Source organism: Chromobacterium subtsugae, from assembly GCF_035919665.1.
In the GTDB taxonomy this organism is placed as follows: Bacteria; Pseudomonadota; Gammaproteobacteria; order Burkholderiales; family Chromobacteriaceae; genus Chromobacterium; species Chromobacterium subtsugae.
The window spans coordinates 2970809-2995214 of the sequence record NZ_CP142381.1 but is presented as its reverse complement, the minus strand read 5'-3'; the positions used below and the strand labels follow the sequence as shown (position 1 = coordinate 2995214).

Annotated in this window: 22 protein-coding genes; all 22 read left to right on the top strand. The window is 65.8% G+C overall.

What is annotated here, in order from left to right:
• Positions 1 to 198 precede the first annotated feature (198 nt).
• The 22 genes from U6115_RS14345 (at position 199) to pilN (ending at position 24406) form a co-directional block, all read left to right on the top strand.
• Entirely contained in the window at positions 199 to 1377 is a 1179-nt protein-coding gene (locus tag U6115_RS14345) for a M20 aminoacylase family protein (protein ID WP_043580119.1), read from the top strand.
• Positions 1378 to 1443: 66 nt separating this feature from the next.
• The gene (locus U6115_RS14340; protein ID WP_181243125.1) at positions 1444 to 3261 is read left to right on the top strand and encodes a DUF1302 domain-containing protein; all 1818 of its coding nucleotides are present in this window, start codon (positions 1444 to 1446) and stop codon (positions 3259 to 3261) included.
• A gap of 219 nt (positions 3262 to 3480) precedes the next feature.
• Positions 3481 to 4140 carry an adenylyl-sulfate kinase gene (gene cysC, locus U6115_RS14335; protein ID WP_043580220.1) on the top strand — a complete coding sequence of 220 codons (660 nt, stop codon included), beginning with the start codon at positions 3481 to 3483 and terminating at the stop codon, positions 4138 to 4140.
• Positions 4124 to 5221, top strand: coding sequence for a sulfotransferase family protein (locus tag U6115_RS14330; RefSeq protein ID WP_052258374.1), 1098 nt, complete (start codon positions 4124 to 4126; stop codon positions 5219 to 5221). Before cysC ends, U6115_RS14330 begins: the two co-directional genes overlap by 17 nt.
• Positions 5222 to 5539: 318 nt before the next feature.
• A complete protein-coding gene (gene sbcD / locus U6115_RS14325) occupies positions 5540 to 6760 on the top strand; it encodes an exonuclease subunit SbcD (protein WP_043580120.1) in 1221 nt (406 codons plus the stop codon).
• On the top strand, positions 6757 to 10179 hold the full coding sequence (sbcC, locus tag U6115_RS14320; RefSeq protein ID WP_043580124.1) for an exonuclease subunit SbcC: 3423 nt from the start codon (positions 6757 to 6759) through the stop codon (positions 10177 to 10179). Before sbcD ends, sbcC begins: the two co-directional genes overlap by 4 nt.
• Before the next feature lie 164 nt (positions 10180 to 10343).
• A complete protein-coding gene (locus U6115_RS14315) occupies positions 10344 to 11003 on the top strand; it encodes a DotI/IcmL family type IV secretion protein (RefSeq protein ID WP_043580126.1) in 660 nt (219 codons plus the stop codon).
• Positions 11004 to 11007: 4 nt separating this feature from the next.
• On the top strand, positions 11008 to 12090 hold the full coding sequence (locus U6115_RS14310) for a DotH/IcmK family type IV secretion protein (protein ID WP_146008480.1): 1083 nt from the start codon (positions 11008 to 11010) through the stop codon (positions 12088 to 12090).
• A complete protein-coding gene (locus U6115_RS14305) occupies positions 12080 to 13267 on the top strand; it encodes a TraB/TrbI/VirB10 family type IV secretion system protein (RefSeq protein ID WP_146008481.1) in 1188 nt (395 codons plus the stop codon). The genes U6115_RS14310 and U6115_RS14305 overlap by 11 nt, the downstream gene beginning before the upstream one ends.
• On the top strand, positions 13264 to 13527 hold the full coding sequence (locus U6115_RS14300; protein WP_043580131.1) for a hypothetical protein: 264 nt from the start codon (positions 13264 to 13266) through the stop codon (positions 13525 to 13527). Before U6115_RS14305 ends, U6115_RS14300 begins: the two co-directional genes overlap by 4 nt.
• Before the next feature lie 33 nt (positions 13528 to 13560).
• The gene (locus U6115_RS14295; RefSeq protein ID WP_043580133.1) at positions 13561 to 13920 is read left to right on the top strand and encodes a hypothetical protein; all 360 of its coding nucleotides are present in this window, start codon (positions 13561 to 13563) and stop codon (positions 13918 to 13920) included.
• A gap of 108 nt (positions 13921 to 14028) precedes the next feature.
• The gene (locus tag U6115_RS14290) at positions 14029 to 14631 is read left to right on the top strand and encodes a hypothetical protein (protein ID WP_043580134.1); all 603 of its coding nucleotides are present in this window, start codon (positions 14029 to 14031) and stop codon (positions 14629 to 14631) included.
• A 72-nt stretch (positions 14632 to 14703) separates the two neighbouring features.
• Positions 14704 to 17619, top strand: coding sequence for a hypothetical protein (locus U6115_RS14285; RefSeq protein WP_043580135.1), 2916 nt, complete (start codon positions 14704 to 14706; stop codon positions 17617 to 17619).
• Positions 17619 to 18020, top strand: a complete 402-nt coding sequence (locus tag U6115_RS14280) for a hypothetical protein (RefSeq protein ID WP_043580140.1) — start codon at positions 17619 to 17621, stop codon at positions 18018 to 18020. The genes U6115_RS14285 and U6115_RS14280 overlap by 1 nt, the downstream gene beginning before the upstream one ends.
• Positions 18021 to 18085: 65 nt before the next feature.
• Complete coding sequence (locus tag U6115_RS14275) at positions 18086 to 18820, top strand: DotD/TraH family lipoprotein (protein ID WP_181243101.1); 735 nt, start codon at positions 18086 to 18088, stop codon at positions 18818 to 18820.
• A gap of 7 nt (positions 18821 to 18827) precedes the next feature.
• A complete protein-coding gene (locus tag U6115_RS14270) occupies positions 18828 to 19649 on the top strand; it encodes a type IV secretory system conjugative DNA transfer family protein (RefSeq protein ID WP_080509395.1) in 822 nt (273 codons plus the stop codon).
• Positions 19649 to 20767, top strand: coding sequence for a type IV pilus twitching motility protein PilT (locus U6115_RS14265; protein ID WP_043580155.1), 1119 nt, complete (start codon positions 19649 to 19651; stop codon positions 20765 to 20767). The genes U6115_RS14270 and U6115_RS14265 overlap by 1 nt, the downstream gene beginning before the upstream one ends.
• Positions 20768 to 20771: 4 nt before the next feature.
• The gene (locus tag U6115_RS14260) at positions 20772 to 21023 is read left to right on the top strand and encodes a hypothetical protein (protein WP_043580156.1); all 252 of its coding nucleotides are present in this window, start codon (positions 20772 to 20774) and stop codon (positions 21021 to 21023) included.
• A 7-nt stretch (positions 21024 to 21030) separates the two neighbouring features.
• Positions 21031 to 21288 carry a hypothetical protein gene (locus tag U6115_RS14255; protein ID WP_146008483.1) on the top strand — a complete coding sequence of 86 codons (258 nt, stop codon included), beginning with the start codon at positions 21031 to 21033 and terminating at the stop codon, positions 21286 to 21288.
• Positions 21288 to 22202, top strand: a complete 915-nt coding sequence (locus U6115_RS14250) for a secretion/conjugation apparatus DotM-related subunit (protein ID WP_043580163.1) — start codon at positions 21288 to 21290, stop codon at positions 22200 to 22202. The genes U6115_RS14255 and U6115_RS14250 overlap by 1 nt, the downstream gene beginning before the upstream one ends.
• Before the next feature lie 79 nt (positions 22203 to 22281).
• Positions 22282 to 22695 (top strand): toxin co-regulated pilus biosynthesis Q family protein, encoded by a 414-nt coding sequence (locus U6115_RS14245; protein WP_052258376.1) that lies wholly within the window; start codon positions 22282 to 22284, stop codon positions 22693 to 22695.
• Between the two features lie 10 nt (positions 22696 to 22705).
• The gene (gene pilN, locus U6115_RS14240) at positions 22706 to 24406 is read left to right on the top strand and encodes a PilN family type IVB pilus formation outer membrane protein (RefSeq protein WP_052258379.1); all 1701 of its coding nucleotides are present in this window, start codon (positions 22706 to 22708) and stop codon (positions 24404 to 24406) included.

The following is a 24406-nucleotide window of genomic DNA, read 5'->3' as shown; positions in this document are numbered from 1 at the left end:
TTATGCAGATTTGAGGCGGCGCCCGCCGTCAAGCACCGCGGTCCGGAATGCTGGCGACATCGGCCCGCTGAATGGCCATTTTCCCCCCTTCCTCATGCTTGCTCCGTTCATAGACTGGTGTCGGAGCGGCGCCGCGCGTGGCCGGCATCTTCTTCTGCCGGCGCCGCCTTTCCCACCTGATGGAAACGGAGAGAAGACATGTCCAAACTGCCGGGGGTCATTCCCGCCATCGTGCAGCACGAAGAACAGTTCATCGCCATCCGCCGCAGCATCCATGCCCATCCGGAGCTGGGCTTCGAGGAGGAGGCCACCAGCAAGCTGGTGGCGGAGTCGCTGAAAGCCTGGGGCTATCGGGTGACCGCCGGCCTGGGCGGCACCGGCGTGGTGGGACAGCTGCGCTGCGGCAGCGGCGCGCGCAGCCTGGGCATCCGCGCCGACATGGACGCCTTGCCCATACACGAGGAAACCGGCCTGCCTTACGCCAGCAAGCTGCCGGGCAAGATGCACGCCTGCGGCCACGACGGCCACACCGCGATGTTGCTGGCGGCGGCGCGCCATCTGGCCGAGAGCCGCGGTTTCGACGGCACGCTCAACCTGATTTTCCAGCCGGCCGAAGAGGGGCAGGGCGGCGCGGCGCGGATGATGGCGGAAGGCTTGTTCGAACGCTTCCCCTGCGACGCGGTGTTCGCCATGCATAACGGCCCCACTTTGCCGGTGGGCAGCTTCATCGTGCAACCGGGCGTGCTGGCGGCGTCCGCCGACATCGTGTCCATCACCCTCACCGGCAAGGGCGGACACGGCGGCATGCCGCACACCTGCGTCGATCCCATCGTGGCGATGGCATCCATCATCCTGTCCTTGCAAACCATAGTCTCGCGCAATCTGGCGCCGGACCAGCCGGCGGTGGTGACGGTCGGTTCGGCGCATGCCGGCAGCGCCAGCAATGTGATTCCCGATTGCGCGCAACTGGAGTTGACGGTGCGCGCCTACAGCTCCGCCATCCAGCGCCAGATCGAGGGCAGGCTGCGCGAACTGGTGACGCTGCAGGCGCAAAGCTATGGAGTGGAGGCCCGCATCGAGTGGAAACCGGTGACGCGGGTGCTGGTGAACACGCCGGAGGAAACCCGCATCGCGCGCGCGGTGGCGGAAGGCATGGTGGGGCCGCAGGGCATCGTGCCGCTGCCGGCCGGCGCGATGGGCGGCGACGACTTCTCCTGGATGCTGGAGAAGGTGCCGGGCTGCTACGTGGTGCTGGGCAACGGCGTCGGCAGCAAGGGCGGCTGCATGATCCACAACCCGGGCTACGACTTCAACGACGACATCCTCAGCCTGGGCGCCAGCTATTGGGTGAAGCTGGCCGAGGCCTATCTGAAATAGCCGGATCAAACGCGGCGTCGGCGGCCGGCGCCGCGGCAACGGCAAAATAACAGAGGAGCGATTCGGATGAGGCGGATACATGCATGCTGTCCTATCGCGGCGGCGCTGCTGGCGGGCGCGGTCCACGCCGGTGAAATCACCATGAGCACGCTGCCGTCGGGGCTGGGCGAGGGCAGCCGCTTTGATTGGGGGGCGGCCAGCCTGGAAGTGAAGGGGGCGATGTCGGCCGGCAGCGTCTACCGGACGGGCAATCCCGATCCGGCCTATGTCAGCCACGCCAATATGATGGATACCCTGAACGACGGCGACCTCAACTACCGCCGCGGCGGCCTGGTGTCCGAATCCTGGCAGGGCTATCTGCAAGGCGACCTGCGCTACCGCGACGCCGGCCTGTTTGTCAGCGCCAAGGCCTGGTACGACTACGGCCTGATTCATGGCGCGGTTCCGCACGGCCATTCTCCCAACGGCTATGCGCCCGGCGCGCCGCTGGACGATAGCCGCTTCACCGCATTGGGCCGTTTCAGCGGCGCGGTGCTGGACGATGCCTATGTTTACGGCCGCTACCCTCTGGGGCAGTCGACGTTGTCGGTGCGCTTGGGGCAACAGGTGATTCCGTGGATCACGCCCACCACCTTCCTCGGCGGCATCCAGCAGGTGAACGCGCTGGATTTCAACGCGCTGGGCCGCGCCGGCACCATCCCGGAAATGGCCAATGTGCCGGCGCCGGCGCTGTACGCCAAGCTGGAGGCCACCCCGCGTCTGACGCTGGACGGCTACTACCAGTTCAAATTCGAACCCAACGCCTATCCGGCCTGCGGCACATTCTATTCCGGCAGCGACTACGCGCAGCCCGGCTGCGACAAGCTGACCTTGAACGGCAGCCTGCTGAGCATCCTGTCGCATAGCAATATCGTCACCAGCGACCAGCAGTCGGCCGCCAATCCGCTCGACTACATCCAGCGCGCGCCGGACGATAAGCCCTATGGCGGCGAATTCGGCGCCAGCCTCAACTATCTGTTCGAAGGCGTGGGCTTGCTGGGGCTGTTCTATTCCAGTCAGACCAGCCCGATGAGCTTCAACCAGATGCTGCGCACCGGCCCCGGCGTGTTGCTGCCGGCGGCGGCCAATCAGGGGCGGGCCGCGCCGGTCGGCATCGCCGGGCAATTCCGCCGCAGCTATCCGGACAACATCCATATGTTCGGCGTCAATTTCAAGACGCGGCTGCCGGGCGGAACCGGCATCTACGGCGAGCTAAGCTACCGGCCGAACCAGCCAGTGGCATGGAACGGTGCCGACTTCCTGTACGGCGTGCTGACCGGCGCCGGGCCGCTGGGCTATCTGGCGCACACGCCCACCGGCTATCTGGCGCGCGGCTACGACACTTTCCGCAGCAGCCAGTTGTCGCTGGGCGTCCAGCAGCCGTTGGGCAGATGGTTGGGGGGCGAAGCCCGCCTGTCGGGCGAGGCTGGCGTCAAATACCTGGCCGGCCTGCCGGACCCGTACATGATGCGCTACGGCCGGGTGGGTTTCGGTCCGGCGCCCAGCGCCGCCAGCCCGTTCTGCGGCGGCGGCGGGCCAAGCTGCGCGCTGGATGGCTTCGTCACCTCGGTGGCCTGGGGCCTGCGCGCCAAGCTGGAAGAGCGTTATGCCGGCGTCGCGCCGGGGCTGGACCTGACGCCGTCGCTGGTGTTGGGCTACGACCCGAAAGGCTATTCGCAGGACGGTCAGTTCATGGAGGGGCGGCGCAGCGCGTTGTGGCGGCTGCAGGGCGAATACCGCAAACGTTATGTTTTCGAGTTGCTGTACCTGGCTACCGGGGGCGGCAGCTACAACGTCTTGTCCGACCGCAGCCTGGCGATGCTCAGCGCCGGCGTCCGCTTTTGAGCCGGCAGAGGCGGCGCGGCGAGGGTGTGCAAGATAAGCCATTTGAATGAGCGGTTCATCTTCAATATGCTCTTAATGATCCGTACAAATACTGTCCCTGTTCTTTTGGTCAGTTCTAACCAGTTATTTCGCACTATTACCAAACTATCTAGTGCGTGATTGCTGCAAAGCGCTTGTCCTTCCCGGCTGGCCGCATTCAATCACGGGAAGGACATGCCGATGGACACCGCGCCCACGCAAACCGGGCTTCCCGCCAATATTTTCAAAACCGGCGGCCGCATCAGGCTGGTAGACCGCCAGCAGCTGTTCGGCCACCGCGCGCTCACCATCTGGCTTACCGGCCTGAGCGGCGCCGGCAAGTCCACCATCGCTTACGAACTGGAAGCCCGGCTGGTCCGCGGCGGGTATTCCGCGGTGGTGCTGGATGGCGACAATCTGCGCCACGGCCTCAACCGCAACCTGGGTTTCAGCGCGGAGGACCGGCAGGAAAATATCCGCCGGGTGGCCGAAGTGGCGCGGCTGATGAACGACGCCGGGCTGATCGTGGTATGCGCCTGCATTTCGCCGCTGCTGCGCGACCGCGAAACGGCGCGGGGCATCATCGGCGAAGGCAAGTTCGCCGAGGTTTACGTCAGCACCTCGCTGGCTGTGTGCGAGCAGCGGGATTGCAAGGGCCTGTACGCCAAGGCCAGGGCAGGCGAGATCCACCACTTCACCGGCATTTCCGCTCCGTACGAAGCGCCGCACAGGCCGGCGCTGGCGCTGGACACCGGCGCGCTGCGGCTGGATGAGTCGGTCGACATGCTGTTCCGCATGGTTCTGCACTGTTGCAGCCCGCTGGCGGCCGAGGAAAGGCACGATCATGAATATCACATCTGACGCCGGCCGGCCTCTGCCGGTCCTGATGATTCCGTTGCGCCGCTGCGGCAGCCACGCGCTGCGGCTGCGGCTTAACTTCAGCCGGGATTTCTATTCGCCCTACCCGCTGCACATCGTCGATTTCATGCCGCTGCTGCCTTTGTACGGCGACCTGGCGGACGACAGGGCTTATTTCCAGCTGATCGTCGATGTGGTGGGCCTGCAGGCGGCGAGCATGGTCAAATGGCCGGGCATGGCTTTCGACCCGGTGGAGATCTTCGAAGCGATAGGCGACAGGCCGCGCAGCGTGCACCAGGTAGTGTGGGAGCTGCTGCTGCGGGCGGGGGAGCACAATCAGGCGCGGGTGGTGATGGACAAATCGCTGGACAGCGTCCGCTACGCCGACGAATTATTGGCGCTGTTTCCTAACATGCGCTTCCTCAACGTGGTGCGCGATCCGCGCGCCCAGGTGGCTTCGGTCAACCGCGCCATCATCCACGATTTCGACACCGCGCTGAATGTGCGCACCTGGCTGGCCGCCTACCAGGCGGCGGACCGCCTGCTGGCCAACCATCCGGACAAGGTGCTGACGATACGCTACGAGGACTTCCTGGCCGACCAGCAGACCATCCTGCGCCAGGTGTGCGACTTCTTCGGCATCGCCTTTTTGCCGCAGATGCTGGACATCCGCAGCTCGGCCGAGGCGGCGCAGATTTCTCAGCTGTCGGCGCTGTGGTCGTCCAACCACTTCCCTCCCATCGTCGCGCATGCCGACAAGTTCCGGCAGCAGCTGTCGCTGCGTGAGATCGAGATCATAGAAACCGCCTGCCGCGACTATATGGAACGCTACGGCTACCCGATGCTGACGCCGGCCCAGCTGCCGATCACCGATGAGCTGGCCGCCGCGGCCGAAACGCATTCCCGCCGCGCGAGAGAGCAAGCCTGGGAAGACCTCAAGCGCGACAACTACCGCGACTACATCCTGCGCCAAGGGCGGGCGGACTACCTGGCGAGCTTGAAACAGCGCCTGTTGCGGACCGCCGCGGTGTCTGTCACCGGGCTGGCTGAGCCGCCGGCGGCGAGGACGGCGGACACGCATTGACGCGATGGAGCCGGCCGATGGGCCGGCTCCTCACACTCAATTAATCTCTTTTTCGGCAGAAACCTCAGAGCTGTTGTGGTCGGGAAACCATAGGAAGCCGGCGTCATGAAGAGCTTTCTGATCGTCACAACCCCGCACTGTCCGCCACGCTGATGGCGGGCACCGGTTTCGGCATGGCCTGCCGCGTGTTTTTCGCCAAGCGCGGCGGCCGGGACGAGCCGCTGCTGGCGCGGTATTTCCTGATGGTGCTCAAGCTGCAGCAGTGACGGCTGGCCGGGCTGCTACAATGCCGGCCATCCGTTTTCCTCACAGCCCGCCATGCGCATCCTCCACACTTCCGACTGGCACTTGGGCCAGCATTTCATCGGCAAAACCCGCCAGGCGGAGCACCAGGCTTTCATCGCCTGGCTGGTCGAACAGGTCGGCCGGCATCAGGCGGACGCGCTGATCGTCGCCGGCGACATCTTCGACACCGGCGCGCCGCCCAGCTACGCGCGCGAACTTTACAACCAGCTGGTGGTGGCGTTGCATGATGCCGGCGTCCAGCTGCTGCTGCTTGGCGGCAACCATGACTCGGCGGCGACGCTGGGTGAAAGCCGGCCCTTGCTGTCCTATCTGTCCGCCACGGTGGTGCCGGCGGTGGAGGACGATCCCGCCGATCAGGTGCGGCTGTTGCGACGGCGCGACGGCCAGCCCGGGGCCATTGTCTGCGCGGTGCCCTTCATCCGACCGCGCGATGTGCTGCAAAGCCAGGCCGGACAAAGCGCCGAGGAAAAGCAGCTATCGCTGCGGCAAGCCATTCATGATCATTACCAGCGGCTATACCGGCTGGCCTGCGCCCGGCGCGAAGAGCTGGGGCTGGCGCTGCCCATCGTGGCCACCGGCCACCTGACCACCGTCGGCGCCAGCGCCAGCGAATCGGTGCGCGAAATCTACGTCGGCGCGCTGGAAGCCTTTCCCACCAGCGCGTTTCCGCCGGCCGACTACATCGCGCTGGGCCATATCCACCGGCCGCAAAAGGTGGGCGGGCTGGAGCACATCCGCTATTGCGGCTCGCCGATCGCGCTGAGCTTCGACGAAGCCGGCCAGCAAAAGGAAGTGTTGCTGGTGGAGCTGGACGGCGCCGGCCTGCGCAGCGTCACGCCGCTGCCGGTGCCGATCTTCCAGCCGCTGCTGTCGCTGAAGGGCGACCTGGCGCGCTTGGCCGAAGCCATCCCGGCGGCCGCGCGGCAGGCAGACGCCGGCCTGCCGCTGTGGCTGGAAGTGGTGGTGCGGGGCGACGACTACGTGGCCGATCTGCCGGCGCGCATCCAGCAGATGACGGAGGGCCTGCCGCTGGAGGTGCTGCGCATCCGCCGCGAGCGCGGCGACGCGGCGGCGGCGCTGCAGGCGCAGGCCAGCGAAACGCTGGGCGAATTGACGCCTTACGAGGTGTTCGCCAGGCGGCTGGCGCTGGAAGATATCGACGATGAGCTGCAGCGGGGCCTGGAGACGCGCTACCGCAGCGTCGTCGAGAGCCTGCGCGAGGGCGAAGCATGAAAATCCTGACCCTGCGGCTGAAGAATCTCAATTCATTGAAAGGCGAGTGGAAGCTCGACTTCACCCGCGCGCCGTTCAAGGACAACGGCCTGTTCGCCATCACCGGCCCCACCGGCGCCGGCAAGTCCACATTGCTGGACGCCATCTGCCTGGCGCTGTACCACAAGACGCCGCGGCTGGACGCCATTTCCGCCTCGTCCAACGAAATCATGACCCGCCACACCGCCGATTGCCTGGCGGAAGTGGAGTTCGAGGTGAAGGGCCGCGCCTACCGGGCTTTCTGGAGCCAGCGCCGGGCGCGCGACAAGGCCGACGGGGCATTGCAGGCGCCCAAGGTGGAGCTGGCCGACGGCGACGGCGCCATTTTGGCCAGCCAGAGCCATGAAAAGCTCAGGCGGGTGGAGGAAATCACCGGTCTGGATTTCGCCCGTTTCACCAAGTCGATGATGCTGGCGCAAGGCGGATTCGCCGCCTTTCTCAACGCCAGCGCCAACGAAAGGGCGGAGTTGCTGGAGGAACTGACCGGCACCGACATCTACGGCCTGATCTCGCAGCGGGTGTTCGAACGCGCGCGCGATGTCCGTCAGGAGCTGGCCCAGCTCAAGGCCCGCGCCGACGGCGTGGAGCTGCTGGGCGACGAGCAGGCGGCGCGGATGCGGGACGAGCAGGCCGCACTGGCGGCGCAGGCGTCGGCATTGCTGGCCGAGCTGGAAACTTTGCGGCGCCAGCGCCAGTGGCGGCACGAACTGCGGCAAGCTGAACATGAGGAGGCCGCCGCCGCGCAGGCGGCGCAAGCCGCGATGGAAGCCATCCGCCTGGCCGAGCCGGAGCTGGAGGCGCTGCGCGCGGGCGAACCGGCCGCGGCGATCGCGCCGGTTTATCAGGCGCGGCTGCGGGCGGATGAGCTGCTGGGCGGCGCGAGACAGGCATTGAATGAGGCTGGGGAACGATTGGATGCGTGCCGCGCGGAGCAGGCGGCCGAGCATTGGCGGGCCCAGGCGACAGCGGCCGCGCTGGCGGCCGAAGAGGCGCGCCGCGGCCGGGAATTGAGCGAGCGCAAGCGGCAGCTGGATGACTGGAGCGGGCAACATGGCCGTTATGCCCGCTTGGGCGAGCGGCTGGCCGGCTGGCGCAGCCAGTTCGCCCAGCTGGCGCAACTGAGGCGGCAGCGGCAGGAAGAGGAGCGGGGATGGGCCGCGCTGATGAGCGGCCTGGCGCAAAGAGACGGCGAGATCGAGCGGCAACGGACGGCGCTGGACGAGGCGGAGCAGGCGCTGCGCCAGGCGCGGCAAGCGCAGGAAGCCGGCGGCCGCGAGCGCGATGCCTTGTTGGCGGGGAACTCGCTGGACCGATTGCGCGGCGATTGGCAGCGCAGCCAGCGCGAGGCCTTGGCATGGCGGCAGCTGGATGGCCAGGCGGCGGGGCTGCGGCAGGCCGCCGCCGCCGCGCGCGATCTGGAAGCCGAGCTGGCCGAAGCCGCGCGCCGCCTGGAGAGGCAAGGCGGACTGGTGGAGGCGCTGCGCCGCGATTATCGCCAGCTGAAGGAGCGGGTGGACGACAAGCGCCGGCTGCTGGCGCAGGAGCAGCGCATCCGCAGTTTGGAGACGCATCGGGCCGCTTTGCGGCCGGGCGAAGCCTGCCCGCTGTGCGGCGCGCTGGAGCATCCGGCGGTGGCGGCTTACCAGGCGCTGGACGTTTCCGCCGGCGAAGCGGCCTTGCAGGCGCTGGAGGCGGAACTGGAGACGTTGGCGGAAAACGGCCAGCGGGCGGCGGCCGAACTGGCGGCGCTGCAAGCCGGCCGGGAGCGGCTGCGGCAGTCCGCCGCGCAGTCCGCCGCCGCCATGGACGAGGCGCGGCAGGCGTGGCGCGCCGGCTTGGCCGAATGCGGGGCGGGCGAGGCGGATTGGGCGGATCCGAAGGCGCCGCGCCGCCGCCGCGCGGACGCGGAGCAGGCCGAAGCTCGGCTGCGCCAGGCCTTGCAAGCCGCTGAAGCCGCGGAGGCCAGCCATGCCCAGGCGAGCGCCGCCGTCAGCCGGCAGGATTTGCAAAAGCAAGCGGCGGACTCGGCGCTGGCCTTGCTGCTGCAAGCGCGGGAAGGCGCCCGGCGCGAGGCGGAGCAGGCGCAGGCGCGCGACAAGGCACTGCAAAGCCAATGCGCGGCGTTGGCCGCCAGCCTGCAGGCCGACATCGCCGCCGCCGGCTTTGACGGGGAGGAGGCGGATGCCGGCTGGCTGGAGCGGCGGCAGGCCGATTGGCACAGTTGGCAGGACGCGCAGCAAAGCCTGCGGCAATTGGCGGAAAGCTTGAGCCGGCAGCAGGCGGTGCGCGAGCAGGCGGAGGCTCAGGCCGCCGACTGGCGCGCGCGCTGGCAGGCGCTGGGCGCGGCCGAGCCGGCCGGGGCGGAAGCCGCATTGGCCGATGCCGCCGCGCTGGCGCGTTGCGGCGCCAGGGCGGAGGAGTGGGATCGGGAACTGGCCAGCTTGCAGGGCGGCAAGGCGCAGCTGGAAGCGGACCTTGCCAGGCAGGGAGAGCTGCGGCAGCGGGTGGACGCCGAATGGCAGGCGGTGCTGGCGGCCAGCCCGTTTGCCGATTCGGCGGCCTTTTTGGCGGCCTTGCTGCAGGAGGGCGAGCGCGAACGCCTGCAGGCGCGCAGGAACCGGCTGGAGAGCGAGTCGGCGCAGGCGGAGGCGGTGCGGCAAGCGGCGGCCGGCCGGCTGGCGTCGCTGCGGGAGCAGAATTTGGGCGGGGCCGATCTGGAGGCGCTGGAGAGCGGTTGGCAGGCGCTGGACGGTCAGCGCCAGGCCTTGACGCAAAAACAGGGCGCGCTGGAGGCGCTGCTGCGCGACGACGCGCAGCGCAGGCAAGGGCAGCGGGCCTTGTTCGAGCGGATAGCCGAGCAGGCGGCCGAGGCCGATCTGTGGCAGCGGCTGGACGGGCTGATAGGCTCGGCCAAGGGCGACAAATACCGCAAGTTCGCCCAAGGGCTGACGCTGGACCACCTGATGGGCCTGGCCAACCGCCACCTGGCCAGGCTGCACGGGCGCTATCTGCTGCGGCGCCGGCCGGGAGGCGAGCTGGAGCTTGAGATCGTCGACGCCTGGCAGGGCGACGCCGCGCGCGACACCCGCACCCTGTCCGGCGGCGAGAGTTTCCTGGTGAGCCTGGCGCTGGCGCTGGCCTTGTCCGACCTGGTCAGCCACCGCACCTCGATAGACTCGTTGTTCCTGGACGAGGGCTTCGGCACGCTGGACGGCGAAACCCTGGAGGTGGCGCTGGACGCGCTGGACGCGCTCAACGCCGGCGGCAAGATGATAGGGGTGATCAGCCATGTCGAAGGGCTGAAGGAACGCATCGCGACGCAGGTGCGGGTGGGCGGCCGCGCCGGACTTGGCGTGTCGGGGCTGGAGGTGGCGGTTTGAGTTTGCCTGGACGGGCCGGCGCGCCGTCTGCATGACGCGCCGGCATGCCGGTTGAACCGATGGCCGCGGCGAGCGGCCATAATTTTTGTTGGCATTCTGCTGGCGTCATGGTTAAAATGTTTGATAAGATAGATATTGTATCGAACCATATTTGGAAAAATTCGATGTCGATGATGAATTTGAATGATCAAGAGGTGGACCGGGCGCTGAGGGACACCATGGGTGAGTCGGGAAATCTGCGCCATGATTCGCGCCGCAAAACCCTGATCATTCTGGCCCTGGGCGCGGCCTGCCTGCTGGAGGCGGTGGCGCTGGCGGCGCTGGCGCGCAAGGAAGCGCCGTTGCCGCAGTTCACCGCGGTGACGCCGGATGGCCGCCAGTACCAGCTGCTGACCAGCAACACCCCGGTGTTGAATGAAGGCCAGGCCGGGCAGTGGATAGCCTATGCCTTGCCCCAGGTGCTGAATTACAACTGGACCGAACTGGAGCCGCATTTCGCCGATGCGTCGCGCAAGTATTTCACCGAAGACTCCTGGCTGACTTTCAAGAGCCAGCTGGAGGCGGCGGGAACCTTCAAGTCGGTGCTGGATAACGAGCTGATCAGCAATATGAAGTTCACTAGCTCGCCCATTCTGGTGGGCAAAGGCCAGCAGGCCGGGGTGGAGGCCTGGGAGTTCGAAGCCAATGGCACGCTCAGTTATCTGAACCGCACCAAGCGTACGGACAATTCGATGAAATTCAGGGTGGTGGTGGGGCTGGTGACGGTGGGCGGGACGAAGGACTACCGGATTCTCGCTCTTTACATGGCCAAGGACAGAGGGTAAGGGCGTGAGAAGCCAGATTAAGAGGGGCATGCGCCTGATGGCGGCCTGCCTGCTTTCCCAGGCCGCCGCGGCGGCCCAGCCGGGCGACGCGGCGGGCGGGCAGTTTTATACCGGCAGCGCCAACGATCCCCGGCTGGCGATGCAGGCGTCGGCGGCGGCCGCGCCGCAAGCGGCGAGGCCGCAGGCGCGCGATCCGCTGCAAAGGGCGATGGAGGCCGATCCGGTATTCGGCTCGGTGATGAAAGAGGCGGTGCCATTCGATCCGGGCCAGATCCGCATGTACCGCCGCCAAGTGGAAAAAGTGGAAAAGCTGAAGGATTCGCCGCCGGTGGCCGGCGAGCAGCGGACCATCCCGGTGCGCCCGGGGCGGACGGTGGATCTGACGGTGGCGGTGGGCTATCCGGTGACGGTCCGCCTGACCGACGTCGCCGGCCAACCCTTGAAGATTTCCGGTAGCGTGCCGGGCATGGCCTTTCTCGCGATCCACCCGATTCCCGGCGACGCGCAGGCGTCTGTGGCAACCCAGGCGGCGTCGCTGGCCGGCGCGGTGGCAGGCCTGCCGCCGGCTCCGGCAGGCTCCGGCGGCGAGGCCAAGGACGCGATCGTGATCGATTCCTCGGGCTCGGGCTCGACTTCGCTGACGGTGTTCGCCGCCGGTTCGTTCCGGCCGGTGGTGATCAAGGTGCGCTCGCTGTATCCGAGAGGCGGCGAGCGGGTGGATTTCGCCGCAGACCTGCGGCTGACCTGGATGGGCGGCGACGCGCTCAATCGCGGCGACGAGTACCAATCGCCGTTGTCCGGCGCGCTGATGGCGGTGCTGAAGGAAACCGTCGGCGAGGAAATGCAGACGGTGCCGCATAACGGCGGCGACGCGGTGAAGATCTGGAAACGGCAGTCGGACAACCGGGTTTTCGTCAAGGTTCGCCCCGGCGTCACGCTGCTGTCGCCCCGCAATTTCCGCACCAGCACGCGCGACGACGATGGCGGCTCGGCCTATGAATTCGATTACCGGCCATCTTCGATGGTGGCGGGCATGGGCGGCACCTCCCGCGCCATCGTGATCCGCTGGGGCAGCTATGAGCAATAAACCCGATATGGTCGATTTCAATAACCAACCCAAGGGCGCCGGCAAAGACCCCAGCAAGATGAAGCTGATCCTGTTCGGCGGCGTGGCGATCGCCTTCTTCGCGGCGATGCTGGTTTACAAGAAGGTCAGCGCGCCGAAGACGGAAGGGCAGGATCAGACCGCGATGGCCAGCACGCCCGGCAAGATGGCCGATACCGGCGCGGCCGACGCCGGCAATCTGGCCCAGGCCGACGACCACAGCCAGCCGGCTCTGTACGGCACCGCGGACGCCCTGCTCAATGGCCAGCGGGATGACAGGCAGAAGGCGGCCATCGCCAGCGGCGGCGCTTACGTGGCCGAAGTGGGCGCGCTGAACGACAGGGGAGATCCCGGGGCGGCGCCGTCGGGCGGCGGCGGCATGCCGCCGGTGCCGCAGATGCCATCCATGCAGCCGCTGCTGGACGCCGCCGGCATGCAGAAGCAGAGCGCGTGGCTGCAGAAGTTCCAGAACAACCGGAGCCGCGGCGACGCGCCGCAGCAGGAGCGCAAGCTGGTCAACTGGTACGGCGGCGCGGCGGCCGCTGCGGCCGCGGCGGGCCGCTTCGATGGCGGCGCGTCGGATGGCGCGCGGCCGCAGCGGGGCTGGAAGGTGGCGTCCATCGGCGAGCGGGTGGCGGCGGTGACGCTGAATGAAACCTCGTCCTACCAGACCGGCACCACGGTGATGGTGCGGATCGTGGAGGACGGCGGCAAGCGCGACGCGCAGCTGTTCGGTTCTTACACCGAGGGCTATGACGCGCTGGTGGTGAAGCTGAACAAGATGCGGCTGGCGGATGGCCGGGTAGTGCCGGTGGACGCGGTGCTGGTGGACAAGGAAACCAATTCCCAGGCGGTGGCCAGCGCGGTCAAGGGACACTATATCGACCGCTTCGGCATGATCGCCGCCGGCGCCTTCCTGGGCAACTACGCCACGGCGATGACCAGCGGCGGCGAGACCTCGGTGGTGAACGGCGCGGCGGTGACGACGGTGCCCAAGATCGACCAGCCGGCCAAGTACGCGGTCGGGAAAACGGTGGAGGCGGTGGCGCAGGTGGCGACCGCCGCGGCGGCGAGATTCAACAAGTCGGAGGTGATCCTGAGCAGAAGCGAACTGGTGGGCGTGCTGTTTCTTGATGATGCATTTGCCGGGGGACAATGATGTTTGATCAAACCTTGCTGGCGGGAGACGCGCTGGCGGCGGGCAACGCGATACGCCAGGTGGTGTACGCGCTCAGCCAGCTGCTGGGCTTGGCGGCGATGGGCAGGGCCGGCTGGGCGATGTACAAGAGCGGCGATGCCCGCTTTGCCCAGGCGGGAGACGGCTGGAAGATTTTCATACTGTTTCTGTCCGGCATATTTCTTTACTACATGGAGGACGCTTGGGCGCTGGTGCGCAACACCTTCCCCAATCTGTCCTGATAACGCAGCCGATGAGGCTTAAGGAGTGGAACAATGTTGAAGTTCAAAAAAGGAAATCTGATTCTGATGGTTGCGGTGCTGGCCTTGCTGGCGACGGAAACCTCGCTGGCGGACACGGTGGCCACCACGGCCGGCAGCTCCGGCAAGAGCCTGATGGATACCGCCAAGCAGACAAAGGATCTGATCTCCTCGTTCAAGGAAGTGATGGGCATGGGCCTGCAACTGGTGGGCGTGATGTGCATGGGCTTCTCCGGCTGGAACATCTACGTGTCCGGCAAGCCGGGCCGCGAAGACCGCGGCCATATGAAGACGGCGCTGTTCGCCGGCCTGGGCGGCGTGATCGCCTATTTCGCGCCGGACTGGATCGGCATGGGCGGCCACACCCTGATGTAAGCCCCGGCTTGCGCCGCGACCCGCCTCTGGCGGGTTTTTTATTGCCATGACATGGCGCGGTATGTGTATAATGTTTGTTATAGTATATATTTTATAAAACATTTAAATATGCTGAGCGTGCAAATATACCGCAATCGGAACTATCCCGGCGTCGACGACGGCGTGTATGCCGTTTCCGGCCGCCCAGCCGCCGGTTTCCTTGCTTCGCTGTTTGAATACCGCCAGCACGCCTGCCAGTTTTGCGGCTACCGCAGCCGCGAATTCCTGGAAGGCGAACCGCTGGACGATGACTACGGCAATGAGAGTCCGGATAACTGGCTGGTGCTGTGCCATTACTGCCGCGCCACCCAGCATGTGGGCGCGGCGCTGCGGGCCGGCGCGTTCTGGGGCGTGGAGAAGGGCCGTTCGCAAGAGGCGATCAACCGGATTTGCCGCGCGATGCCGCGGCTGGCGCGGGGCGGCCTGGGGCATAACCTGGAGCTGCACCTGGAGCAGTCGGTCAAGCTGGTGGAAAGCTATATGGGCGGGCGCGGCACGGTGGACAATCTGGCCACCTTTTTCAAGGTGCTGATGAAGAACCGGGAAGACTCCTACGAGGAAACGGTCAAGCTTCTCACCCGCAACGGCCTGAGATTGATTTTCCCCTTGTCGTACCGGCCGGACGGGGTGGAGGCGCTGCGGCGCCATGATGCGGCGCAGAGCGAGGGCTGAGGCGGGATGCCGCGGCCTGGAAGAGTGGAGAGGTGAGCAGTGACGACAATATTTGACGCGTTTGACAACTTCATGAAGCGCATACCCAAGATCCGCGGGGCCGCGCTATGGGACAAGTGCGCGTGGACCACCGGCTCGGGCAATGTCATCTCTTTGCGCGGCGGCAGCCTGATGACCATCTACAAGCTGGACGGCGCGCTGCAATCGTTCGACGGCGAGGCCTACCAGGAGCGGCTGGGCAAGCTGTCGGCGATGCTGGCCAGCCTGCCGCGGCGCTCCGGCATCGTGGTGGACATCATTTTCCAGCGCGACAAGGAAACCTCGCGCAAGGAGGTCAGGAAGCAGGCCAACAGCATACGCTCGGCCACCGCCCGGATCGGCATGGACGTCAACTTCATCCTGGACGAACGCGAGGAGATCCTGTCGCGCACCGTGACGTCGGAGATCGCGCTGATCGTGGTCACCACCTCGCCTTCCATCCTGCCCAAGGAAATGCGCAAGGTGGCTGCCAACTGGTCCGGCGGCGAGATGGCGCAAAGCGAAAGCTTCGTGCCAGCGATGCGCAACCGCCACCTGGGGGTGTGCAAGGAATACGTGGAAGGGTTGGTCAGCATTTTCAGTCTCAAGGCGCAGCCCTTGACGCTGGAGCAGGCCATCGTGCTGGACGCCGACTTGTGGGACGGCTCCGGAGAGGGCCTCAGCCCGATCACCCCCGATTCGGTGAAGAAGACCGGCGTGTTGCCGGCGCGGGCGAAATCGACCATCGCCGGCCAGCGCGACGACATCATTCCGCCGCTGCCCGGTTTGCAGATTTTCCGCCGCCAACTGGAAAACATCCCGGAAGAAGGCGTGGCCAGGGTGGGCAACCGCTTCTATTCCAGCGGCTATTTCGAATTTCCGATTTCCCAGCCCGAGGTGTTCAACAACCTGCTGCGCATCCTGCCCACTGCGCGCATCCATGGCGAAATTCCGTTCCGGGTGGCGTTCCAGCTATTGTCCGGCAGCGCTTCCGGGCGCTTTTCCGCCAAGAAGTCGGTGGCGCAATTCCTCAAGTTTTCCACCTTCGGCGGGCAGAACTCCAAGATCGTCGACGCCATCAACGAGGTGAAGGAGCTGGAGCGCATCGGCGCCACCACCTTTGTCGGCGTGAAGATTTCGGTGGTGACCTGGGGCGGCAGCAAGCAGGAGGCGACCGACCGCTTCACCGAGCTGGCGGCGGCGCTGAACGGCTGGGGCGGCGGCCAGGTGATACAGGAATTCGGCAACCCTTGCGAGGTGGCGATGGGCACCTTGCCGGGTTTCCGCAATCTGGCGCCCGAATTGATCATGCCGTCGCAGATGCTGGCTGCCATCCTGCCGATCGAGCGGCCGGCCTCGCCATGGGGCTACGGCAATATGATGATGCTGACCGAGGACGGCAAGCTGTTCGTCTACCAGGTGGGCTCGCAGCTGCAGCAGGCCTGGGTGGATGTGATGTTCGCCACCATGGGTTCCGGCAAATCGGTGCTGCTGCAGGCGCTCAACCTGGGCTCCATTCTGCAGCCGGGCAAGGACGACATCCCGCGCATGGCCATCCTGGACGTCGGCTATTCGTCCAAGGGGCTGATCGACACCGTCAAGGCCTCGCTGCCGGTGGACAAGCAATACCTGGCGCAGCATTACCGGCTGTCGATCGACAAGCGCAACGCGATGAATCCGTTCGACACCATGCTGGGTTGCCGCGCGGCGGTGCCGGACGAAAAGGCGTTTCTCGTGGACTTCGTCACCTTGCTGCTGACGCCGGTGGGGCAGCAGCAGCCGGTGCCGGAAATCGCCGAGCTGGTGGATACGCTGGTGACCGCCGCCTATCGCTATTTCTCGATCGAAAAACCCAAGAAATACCAGCCGCGGCGCAATCCGGAAGTGGATGAGGCGCTGCAGCGCAACAATCTGCATCCGGAGGAGGAGGCGTCGTGGTGGAGCGTGGTGGACATGTTGTTCGATCGCAACGAGATCCGCGCCGCCACGGTGGCGCAGCGTTACGCGGTGCCCATCATTCCCGACCTCAGCCAGGTGATGCAGGCCACGCCCAGCATCAAGGACAACTACACCGACGCGGTGATTCCCGGCGGCTCGTCGATGCTGGATTTCTGCAACCGCATGCTGGGCTCGATCAGCAGCCGCTTCCCGCTGCTGGCCTACGAAACCGCGCTGGACTTCTCCAACGCCAAGATCGTCGCGGTGGACTTGGCCGACGTCACCGGCGGCCAGGGCGCGGCGTCGCAGAAGCAGGGCGAGGTGATGTATCTGGCGACCAGCGCCTTCCTGGCGCGCGGTTTCTATATGGATGACGAGGTGGTGCCGACCATGGATTGCCCGGGGCAATACATGGAGTACCATCGCCGCGAATTGCGCAAGAACCGCAACGAGGTGAAGCGCATCGTCTACGACGAGTTGCACAACATCAGCTCGCCGATGGTGCTGGGGCTGATCGAAACGCTGGTGCGGGTGGGACGTAAGTACAAGGTGCATATCGCGCTGGCCTCGCAGGAACATACCGACTTTCCCAAGTCCATCATGAACCTGGCCACCAATATCTGGGTGCTGCGCGCCGACTCCAAGGAAGTGCGCGACGACCTGAAAAAAACCATGGACTTGAGCGAGTACGCCGACGAGGCGCTGGCCAACCGCATCCAGGGCCTGACGCCGCTGGGCGCGCCGATGCTGCTGTACAGCCGCATCAAGGGCGCGGTGGTGGAGCGGGTGCTGTACTTCAAGCCGGGCGGGGTGGAGTTGTGGGCCTACGCCACCACGCCGGCCAATGTGGAAATCCGCAGCCAGGTGGCGCGCTTCGTCGGCTATCGCGAGGCGCTGAGCCGGCTGGCCCGGCGCTTCCCCGGCGGCGACGCGGTCAGCGAGCTGGACAAGCGCATCGACGCCTGGGGCGGCGCCAAGCGCGAGGCGGACATCATAAAAGAAATCGTAGCCGAGATTGCGGGGGGGCATTGATGGACAACGGAGTATGGCAGGACATGCTGGCCTACTGGTTCGCCGACGAGGAGGGCGATGTGTCGGTGCCGGAAGACTGGGCGCGCGAGCATGGCGGCCGGATAGGGCGGGACGCGCCGGCGGCCGGTTTTCAGGATGGGGTTTGGTATCGGCTGCACGGGTTTCTGCCTTCGCATCTGCTGCTGGCGCGGCTGATCGACATGCCGCACGAATCGTTGCTGAGCCTGTGCGAGTGGGCGGGCGCGCATCCGCGCACCATGCTGTTCCGCAAGCTGGAGCGGGTGCCGGAGCAGATCGGGCGCTGGAAGTCGGATTTCGACTATCGCCGCGGCGAGCTGGAACAGGTGTTGGGCGATGCGGATCTGGCGGCGCAGGTACTGCCGCCGGCCACGCTTCAATAAAACCGGCATGCTTTTAAAATGTTTGATATGATTACTACCAAAGTAAATATATGGAGCGCGATTTGATGAGAGCTGCTACGCCATTCCTGATCGCCGGCCTTGCTTGCGCCCTGGCCGGCTGCGCCGCGCCCGCCGCGCGGCAAGCGACCGCCAGCCCGGAGCTGGCGATGCTGGCCAAGGCTGCCGAGGATGCCGCGCGCAGCCAGCAGCTGCTGGCGCGCATGACGGTGGTCAACAGCGGCGACAAGGCCATGCAGGACCTGAAGGCCAGCCTGGCCTCCACGCCCAGCAATGACCTGAACCGCCTGTATTCCACCGAATACGTCGGCGTGCCGCACGGCATCGTGCAGGACATCGCGCAAAGCATAGGCTGGCGCTTCGAGGAGCGCGGCTCGGCCGACGTGGACAGCATCGTCCGCATCAAGAGCGCGTCGCAGCCGGTGATCGCGGTGCTGCGCTCCATCGGCGACCAGTTCCCCTTCGTGCTGGCGGTGGACGAGAAGTCGCGCACCATCGTGCTGGACTACACGCGCTCCATCAACGATACCCGCGAGCCGAAAACCGCCTTCCAGGCTTCGGCTTCCAAGCCGCTGATCCAGAAGTATTCGATGGACGGCGGGATCTTCGCCGACCGCAAGCTGGCGGCGCGAGTGGCGGATGGCTACAAGAACCAGGGCTTCGCCGCCCAGGTCCGGCCGGCGGGCCGCAAGTTCCAGATCGCGGTGGGCCCCTATGTCGATGACGGCGCGGGCGAGCGCAAGGTGCGCGAAACGCTGGGACTGCACCAGCGGGTAGAGTGAGGCGGGCATGAGGCGCTTGTGTTGGTGGGTGTTGTCCATCGGTCTGGCGGGCGGAGCCTGGGCGGCCGACTCCATTCCGCAGGAGGATGGCGGCGCGTTGCAAAGCGCTCTGAACTGGCAGCCGAAAAGCTATCTGTCGCAAGAAGCGGCGCTCAAGGTGCGCGCGGTCTACAACGCCGGCCTGTCCTACGGCGCGCAGCTGGGCCAGGCGCGGGAGTGCGAGCGGCTGAACGCGATGCTGCAGTCGCAGGACGCGACGTTGTCGCAGGTATTCGACTTCTCCCGGCTGTTGTTGCCCGATTCGCTGCTGCCGCCGGTGCTGTCGTCATCCAAGAATACCGTGCGGCTGGAGAGCCCCACCAGCATGGTGTCTGTGGAAGCTTCGTACCGGGTGCGCGAGGATGCGCGCTTTGTCACCACCGCGCCCAGCTGGTGGGATTACATGCAGCAGCCGGTGCCGGAAGTGCGCGAGCCGGACGCGGCGCTGAAACCGGCCACGCCGGAGGAAAAGGCCGCCTGGGACGACGGCGTGCGCCAGGGCTGGGCCAGCGGCGTGGCGGCGGCCAAGGGCGCGTATGAGAGCAAGCTCGCGCAGCTGAAGGAAACCTTCAACGGCATGCTGCTGTACAAGATGCTGTGGCTCAAGCAGATGGTGGACGCGCCCAAGGTGGTCCGCCAGGAGCAGAAGGTGGTGGACGCCGACGGCGGCATCGATGTGAGGGTGTCGCGCAAGGTGGTGTCGCAGCCGGTGGTGTTCGTCAAGGACCTGCCGCGCTGGAAGGCGATCAACGATCTGGGCGCCGGCGAATTTTTCGAAGGAGGCCGCTGATGTCCGGGCATGACGACGATTTCGACAATAGCTCGAAAGTCAGCCGCGCCGATCTGGAAAGCCTGCTCAACCGCTTCTCCGACGCCAGCGACGTCTTCCTCAAGCAAGACACCTACCCGGTGGCCAAGGTGTTCGGCCGCAACCGGCTGGTGATGCAGCGGCGCCTGCAGCAGAACGAAATGCGCCAGCTGCTGACCGCGGCCTACAAGGACAACGTCAACGGTTACGACATGGTGATGGGCAAGGCGCGCTCGCTGGACTTCGTTTACGAGGGCGTGGACGGCCAGCGCTACCGGGTGGCCGTGGCGCGCGACATGCAGAGCGAAACCTCTGGCCCGTCGGCCACCTTCCGCCGCATCAAGCCGGAGCCGTGGACGCTGAAAGAGGCCGACACGCCGGAAGACCTGATCTACGTCAGCCGCACCCAGCGTTCCGGCTTGATTCTGGTGACCGGCCCCACTGGTTCGGGCAAGTCGGCGACGCTGTCGTCGCTGCTGCGCGACCACGTGGAGCGGCCGGATTCGTCCTGCATTCTGCGCACCATCGAAGACCCGGTGGAATTCGTTTACGGCAAGGTGGCGGCGCCGACGGCGGTGATAGACCAGATGCAGGTGGGCACGTCGGTGGAGAGCTTTTCCGATGGCATCCGCGCGCATTTGCGGATGGCGCCCACCCACATGCTGGTGGGCGAGGTGCGGGACGCGGAAACCGCGCAGGCGGCGATCTGGGCGGCGCAATCCGGCCACCTGGTGTACGCCACGATGCACCCGAACACCATCCCGGAGCTGTTCGACTACTGGTCCAAGTTTTTCCCGCAGGCGATGCGCGCGGTGATGATCTACAACCTGGCCACCACGCTGAAATACGTGGTGTGCCAGCACTTGGTGCCGACCACCGACGGCAAGCGCGTGCCGGTGCGCGAATGCCTGGATTTCACCAAGCTGGGCAGCGCGGGCACGGTGGCGCAGGAGATCGCGGCCAATTCGGAACGGGTGTTCCAGCTGATGCGGGAGAAGGTGAACCTGTACGGCCAGCCGATGCGGCAAAGCGCGCTGGATCTGATCGAGCAGGGCCGCGTCCGGCAGGAGGACGTGATTACATACCTGATGAGCGGTTGAGCGGATGATGACACAACACAAGACTTCGACAAAGTTCGCCGAGCTGGCGAAGGCGGCTTTCGACCGCTTGCCCTACGAGGCGCTGCTGGCGGCGGTGGGCATCCTGATTTTCCTGGCCGGCGTCACGGTCGGCGCTTCTTGGGGCGGCGGCAGCGGGACGAGCGCGGCGGCGCCGGCGGACGCCAGCATCCGCTACAAGGGCAAGGATGAACAAGGCCGCCCCCATTATGTCGTGACAAAAGATTCTCTCTGGTGAGGTAGGCATGGAAGGACAATTGTGGGTGTTTGCCGCCCAGTCGCCGCGATTCACCCCCTGGCTGGATTCCAAGGCGTTTTACATACTTCCGGTGCTGATCCTGAAGTTCAACTGGTTTACGGTGCTGACGATGCTGGCCATCTTCGGCACGCTGATCCTGTTTGAATACAAAGGCGTGCCGATCGAGCAGGCCTTCCGTTACGTCAAGGCCAAGTTCAGCGGCCGCCTGTACCGCGCGCGGCCCGCCTACCGGAGTCCGGACTGATGGCGGCGCGTAATGGAGGCGGCGGGGGCGGCGGCGACGACAAGGTGTTCGTCATCATCGCGGCGCTGGCCTTGGCTGGCCTGGCGATATATTTCGCGCCGCATTTGTGGCTGAAGTGGATGCAGAGCACCTACAGCCGCTACCTGTTTCTGGCCAAGATTCCGGTGCTGGGCGCGCCGTTCGCCCACGGCGCGGAATGGCTACGCGAGCAGCCCACGCTGGCGCGCGCCATCGCGCTCGACTACGCGCTGGGCTGGCTGATCGCCTTGCCGATCGCGCCCTTGCTGCTCAAGCACATCCGCAAGGAGCATGCGGTGCGGCGGGTATGGTCCGGCCGCCCGGCCAACCGCCAGACCTTCAACAAGGTGATCCGCGCCCGCGGCCTGGATCCGAAGGAGCGACAGCTCTACCAGGTGGCGGAATGGATGCGCCTCAACGGCCTGGATCACGAGGCGGCGGATTTCGACGAGAAATTCCTGGCGGCGCTGGAGAAGCAGGTGGGCGAGCCGTCGAACCCGAACGATCCGCTGCTGGTGGGCTTCGCGCGCAAGCTGGGCGTCAGCCCCAAGCTGGTCAAGCTGGCCTGCGACAAGCATGCCTACCGCTCCACCGCCATGGTCAGGCTGCTGCATCACCATCGCGAGAAGAACGGCGTGGTGCGCTGCGACTGGGCGCGGCCCATCCTGTTTCGCCATGACCACCCCGAGCTGTGGGCGGCGCTGGCCAGCGTGGGGCGCAAAACGGTGTTCATGGAGGGCGTCGGGGTGATGGCGCACTATTACATGGAGCTGGCCGAGCGCAAGCCTTTGCGGGATGTGCGCCTGTATGGCTGCCTGGTGATCATGCGGCGTTATCTCAATCTGACCATCCAGCAGATTCTGCAACAAAGAGGCATGCCGGTGCCGGGTGGCTGAGCGGGTTGCGTTTTATTTGACTGGTATCATAAAAAGTTTGATATCATACCTATTAAAGTGAATCAATAAGGTTCGGGTCATGAAGCAAAAGACATTGATCGCGGCGTCGTTGCTGATGTGCGCGCTGCATGCCGAGGCGGGTTTTCTCTATCTGGACAACGACTCGGCCAAGGATGGCGGGGCCAGCGAGACTGCCGGCCCCGCCGCGGATGGGCGCGCCATCGAGTTCGGCCAGGGGCGCGGCGTGCTGAAGCTGGTGCCGGGCAAGGGGCGCATTTCGGCGGCCCTGCGCGATTACGCCAGGGCCAATGGCTGGGAACTGGCCTGGGAGATGGAGCGCGATTTCCCCATCGACTACCCGGCGACGTTCAGCGGGACATTCCTAGAGGTGATGGAGCAGGTGGCCAAATCGCTGCAGAACAGCGATACGCCGATCCGCATCAAGGTTTACGAGGCCAACAAGGTCATTCGCGTGATCCACGCGACACGCTAAGGAAACAGGCATGAAGAAGATTGTCGCCGCGTTTTGCGGAACCACGTTGCTGGCCGGTTGCGGCACGCCCGGCATGTTGCAGAAGACCGACGACCGCGTGACGGAAACGCAGCAGGTGATGCGCAGCGCCGAATCCAATCTGACCTACCCTTCGCTGCCGCTGGTGGAGCGCGATGCCGGCGCCTGGTTCGCCCAGCGCTCGGTGGTGATGGATGACATAGACAGCCTGCCGCCACGCTTCGATCAGCGCGCCAGTTTCAGCTCCGGCCGCCAGCTGCCGTTGTCGCTGATGACCGAGCAGATCGGCAGGGAACAGGGCGTCACCATCCGGCTGGCGCGCGATATCTTCGGCATCACGCCCAGCAAGAACAACGCCAATGGCGGCAGCCCGCAAGCGGGCATGCCCACGCCGCCGGCCGGCATGCCGCCGCTGCCGGGCGGAATGGGAATGGGTGGCTCGGGTGTGATGGGAGGCATGGGCGCTGCCACGTATCCCGGCGCGCAGACCCAGGACGCCGAGCCGCGGGCGCAGCTGAACTACTCCGGCACCTTGCGCGGCCTGCTGGACGCGGTGGCGAACAAAACCGGCACCAACTGGAGCTACCGCAACGGCGTGGTGGAATTCTCTCGCCTGGTGACCCGCACCTTCCAGATCAAGACCATGCCCGGCGTATCCACCTATTCGGCCAAGGTCGGCAAGAGCTCGCAAACCACGTCCGGCGGCAGCGGCGGCAGCAGTAGCGGCAGCGGCAGCGGCGGCGGCGGCGGTTCGTCGATCAACTTCGGTTCGGACTCTTCGGTCAGCATGACCTCCGAACTGCGCTACTGGGACAAGCTGAGCGACACCGTCAATAGCATGCTGTCGCCTATGGGCAAGGCGATGCCGTCGGAAATGACCAGCTCCATCACCGTCACCGACTCCGCCGACGTGGTGGAGCGGGTGCGGCAGTACATCGATGGCGAAAACGCGGTGCTGGGCCGCCAGGTGAGCTTGTCGGTGCAGGTGTTCACGGTCAGCCTCAGCGAGAAGAGCGCGGCCGGCATCGATTGGAAGCTTGTGTACCAATCGGCCAACAGCGGTTGGGGCAGCACATTCAGCTCGGCGTTCGGCAAGCCGATGGAAGGCGCCGGCCAGTTCGGCGTCACCATGAATTCCGGGCAGTTCAACGGTTCCAAGATTTTGCTGCAGGCATTGAGCCAGCAGGGGCGGGTCAGCACGGTGGTGAACACCAATGTGGTGACGCTGAACAACCAGCCGGCGCCGGTGGCCGTCACCAACAACCAGGGCTATCTGGCCAGCATCACCTCGACGCCGGGCTCCAATGGCTCGGCGCCCAGCGTCGGCCTGACGCCGGGCGTGGTGACCACCGGTTTCGTGATGAACCTGCTGCCCACCTTGCTGGACAACCGCAGCGTGATGCTGCAAGTGCAGATCGACCTGTCCGAGCTGATCGAAATCAAGGAAGCCTCGTCGGGCGGCGACAGCAGCAATAGCAGCAGCATCCAGACGCCGATCACCTCGGCGGTGCAGACCATGCAGCGCGCGTCGCTGAAGTCGGGGCAGACGCTGATTCTGAGCGGTTTCCGCCGCGCCAAGAACAACACTACCCGCAAGGGCGCGTTCAATTACGAGGGCGGCACCAAAACGGCGGAACAGGGCGACGACGAAACCATCATCGTGATCACGCCGCAGCTCACCGAGGGAGTGTGA

Coding starts and splice junctions, on each gene's coding strand:
- U6115_RS14345 (WP_043580119.1), top strand. CDS start 199: ATGTCCAAACTGCCGGGGGTCATTCCCGCCATCGTGCAGCACGAAGAA.
- U6115_RS14340 (WP_181243125.1), top strand. CDS start 1,444: ATGAGGCGGATACATGCATGCTGTCCTATCGCGGCGGCGCTGCTGGCG.
- cysC (WP_043580220.1), top strand. CDS start 3,481: ATGGACACCGCGCCCACGCAAACCGGGCTTCCCGCCAATATTTTCAAA.
- U6115_RS14330 (WP_052258374.1), top strand. CDS start 4,124: ATGAATATCACATCTGACGCCGGCCGGCCTCTGCCGGTCCTGATGATT.
- sbcD (WP_043580120.1), top strand. CDS start 5,540: ATGCGCATCCTCCACACTTCCGACTGGCACTTGGGCCAGCATTTCATC.
- sbcC (WP_043580124.1), top strand. CDS start 6,757: ATGAAAATCCTGACCCTGCGGCTGAAGAATCTCAATTCATTGAAAGGC.
- U6115_RS14315 (WP_043580126.1), top strand. CDS start 10,344: ATGTCGATGATGAATTTGAATGATCAAGAGGTGGACCGGGCGCTGAGG.
- U6115_RS14305 (WP_146008481.1), top strand. CDS start 12,080: ATGAGCAATAAACCCGATATGGTCGATTTCAATAACCAACCCAAGGGC.
- U6115_RS14300 (WP_043580131.1), top strand. CDS start 13,264: ATGATGTTTGATCAAACCTTGCTGGCGGGAGACGCGCTGGCGGCGGGC.
- U6115_RS14295 (WP_043580133.1), top strand. CDS start 13,561: ATGTTGAAGTTCAAAAAAGGAAATCTGATTCTGATGGTTGCGGTGCTG.
- U6115_RS14290 (WP_043580134.1), top strand. CDS start 14,029: ATGCTGAGCGTGCAAATATACCGCAATCGGAACTATCCCGGCGTCGAC.
- U6115_RS14285 (WP_043580135.1), top strand. CDS start 14,704: ATGAAGCGCATACCCAAGATCCGCGGGGCCGCGCTATGGGACAAGTGC.
- U6115_RS14280 (WP_043580140.1), top strand. CDS start 17,619: ATGGACAACGGAGTATGGCAGGACATGCTGGCCTACTGGTTCGCCGAC.
- U6115_RS14275 (WP_181243101.1), top strand. CDS start 18,086: ATGAGAGCTGCTACGCCATTCCTGATCGCCGGCCTTGCTTGCGCCCTG.
- U6115_RS14270 (WP_080509395.1), top strand. CDS start 18,828: ATGAGGCGCTTGTGTTGGTGGGTGTTGTCCATCGGTCTGGCGGGCGGA.
- U6115_RS14265 (WP_043580155.1), top strand. CDS start 19,649: ATGTCCGGGCATGACGACGATTTCGACAATAGCTCGAAAGTCAGCCGC.
- U6115_RS14260 (WP_043580156.1), top strand. CDS start 20,772: ATGATGACACAACACAAGACTTCGACAAAGTTCGCCGAGCTGGCGAAG.
- U6115_RS14255 (WP_146008483.1), top strand. CDS start 21,031: ATGGAAGGACAATTGTGGGTGTTTGCCGCCCAGTCGCCGCGATTCACC.
- U6115_RS14250 (WP_043580163.1), top strand. CDS start 21,288: ATGGCGGCGCGTAATGGAGGCGGCGGGGGCGGCGGCGACGACAAGGTG.
- U6115_RS14245 (WP_052258376.1), top strand. CDS start 22,282: ATGAAGCAAAAGACATTGATCGCGGCGTCGTTGCTGATGTGCGCGCTG.
- pilN (WP_052258379.1), top strand. CDS start 22,706: ATGAAGAAGATTGTCGCCGCGTTTTGCGGAACCACGTTGCTGGCCGGT.